Genomic DNA, 1,876 nt, shown 5'->3' on the forward strand with positions numbered 1-1,876 from the left:
ATATAAAACTGAAATTAATTAAAAATAATCATCCAATTTGTTTGGATTTTAACTGGAAAGAACAATTATGAAAATACCTTATTATATTCTATTATTAAGTTTTCTATCGTTCGCCCTCATATCGTGCGAGGAAGATGTGAATGATTGGGGTTATGATGAACGGTACGACAGGCTTTTCCGTCCTGCTACCTTTGAAGTTGAGAATATGTTGCCTACATCCGTGCAGTTGAAGTTTTCAGGTGTCGTAAATGCCACAAAGTATGTATTTGAATTCAGTGAAGGAGACAGTTTGTTATTTACAAATATTACCAAGATTGTTGATATTACCACCGATTCCTTGTATACTTTGTTTTCAAATTTAGATTCGAAAAAATCTCCGGCAGCAATTGAATTCTCAATGCCGTTCGGTGGTCTGAAAGGTACAACTCCTTATTCGGTACGGGTAAAAGCCGTAGATGAAAATCACAATTTGGAATCCGGTTATATGCAGGCCTATTTCGAAACGCCCGACGAACAGATATTCAAAAGTTCGAATTCCGCTACTAATAAGGCTACTCTTTTCTGGATGCCTGACGCCGAAGTTACACATATCCTGTATTGGGAAAATGTAGGAGAAGGGCAAGAGCCTGTACAACAGACCCTGCAATTAACAAGCGAAGATAAGCTAGCCGGACGGGCAACTATTACAGGTCTGGCCAGTGGCACAGGTTATATGGCTGTAATTTATAACGATGATGCCAAGCGCGGAACATGGTCATTCCGGACTTTGGGTATCAATAATGGCCGTACTATCAGGCTTCAGGCAGGTGATGCTTCCAATATCGATGCTATTTTAATTGACTGTGTAACAAATGGAGACAGGACTGTAACCCTTGTTTTCGATGGTAACCAAGTTTATGAAATCGACAAGATTATTGTTCCGGAGGGAATTGACCTGCTGTATATGGTCGGTGATGCAGCAACGGACGGTATACAACCCGAACTCTACCTTAACAATATAACGATGTCTGCTCCTATGACAGCCATAATATTCCAGGGTGTCGACTTGAATGCCCGGTTGAACAGCTCGAATTATGTATTCGATATAGGTAATACCAACTGTTTCAAAGGAGTTTCCTTTGAAGGTTGTACTATACGGAATATTGGAAGAAGCCTTGTCCGTCTCAACCATGAGGGGCTGAATGTCGACTATGTCCGGATTAGTGATTGTATTATCAAAAACGTAGGAGTAAGCGGTTATGGATTCATTAATATGGGAAAGAATATTGTCAAACTTGGGGAACTTTCTATAAAAAACAGTACGGTAATGGACTTTGGATCCGACCGCTTGATGCAATTACAAGGTGGAGTAGTGAACCTGATAATCGACAAATCGACACTTTGCAATTTCATATCCAAAAGCGCCGAAGTCTTCCGTTTTGACAGGCAACCGGGAAGCGTAACCGTGACCAATTCTATTTTTACCGGAAATAACGGTAATTCCAAGATTAATGCCGGCAGGAATGATTATTCCGCGTATCTCGAATATCCTAGTTGTTACATAACATCCGATCTTGTTATAAATACAAATCCATTCACAAATGCGGTATCATTGGAATTGACATCCGAAGATTTGTTTGTAGATCCCCAGAACGGTGATTTCCATTTTAAAGAAGGCGTTTCGTTTAACGGTAGGGGAAAAGCTGGAGACCCGCGTTGGTGGTGATATTAGTTATTAATTATCATTGAGTATTTGCCTTAGGAAAAGAAGGCTGTCCTCAAAATCGAAGACAGCCTTTTTGTCCAAATGGTTTTACTGTAATAAAAAATTATTCTTGAACAATGAAACCCCCATGACGTAAAAGCCGCCAAAGAGCATGTAAAAGTTCGCAAAGGC

1 protein-coding gene is annotated in these 1,876 nt (G+C 40.0%); it reads left to right on the top strand.

Going from position 1 to position 1,876, the window contains the following annotated elements; genetic code table 11:
* The first annotated feature begins 67 nt into the window (after positions 1–67).
* Positions 68–1,705 carry a DUF5123 domain-containing protein gene (locus tag ACFO6W_RS03900; protein WP_379994044.1) on the top strand — a complete coding sequence of 546 codons (1,638 nt, stop codon included), beginning with the start codon at positions 68–70 and terminating at the stop codon, positions 1,703–1,705.
* Positions 1,706–1,876: the final 171 nt, after the last annotated feature.

The sequence above is a fragment of the Dysgonomonas termitidis genome (assembly GCF_042654545.1).
In the GTDB taxonomy this organism is placed as follows: domain Bacteria; phylum Bacteroidota; class Bacteroidia; order Bacteroidales; family Dysgonomonadaceae; genus Dysgonomonas; species Dysgonomonas termitidis.

Excerpts from the sequence above, each read along its gene's own strand:
- ACFO6W_RS03900 (WP_379994044.1), top strand. The coding sequence starts at position 68 with ATGAAAATACCTTATTATATTCTATTATTAAGTTTTCTATCGTTCGCC.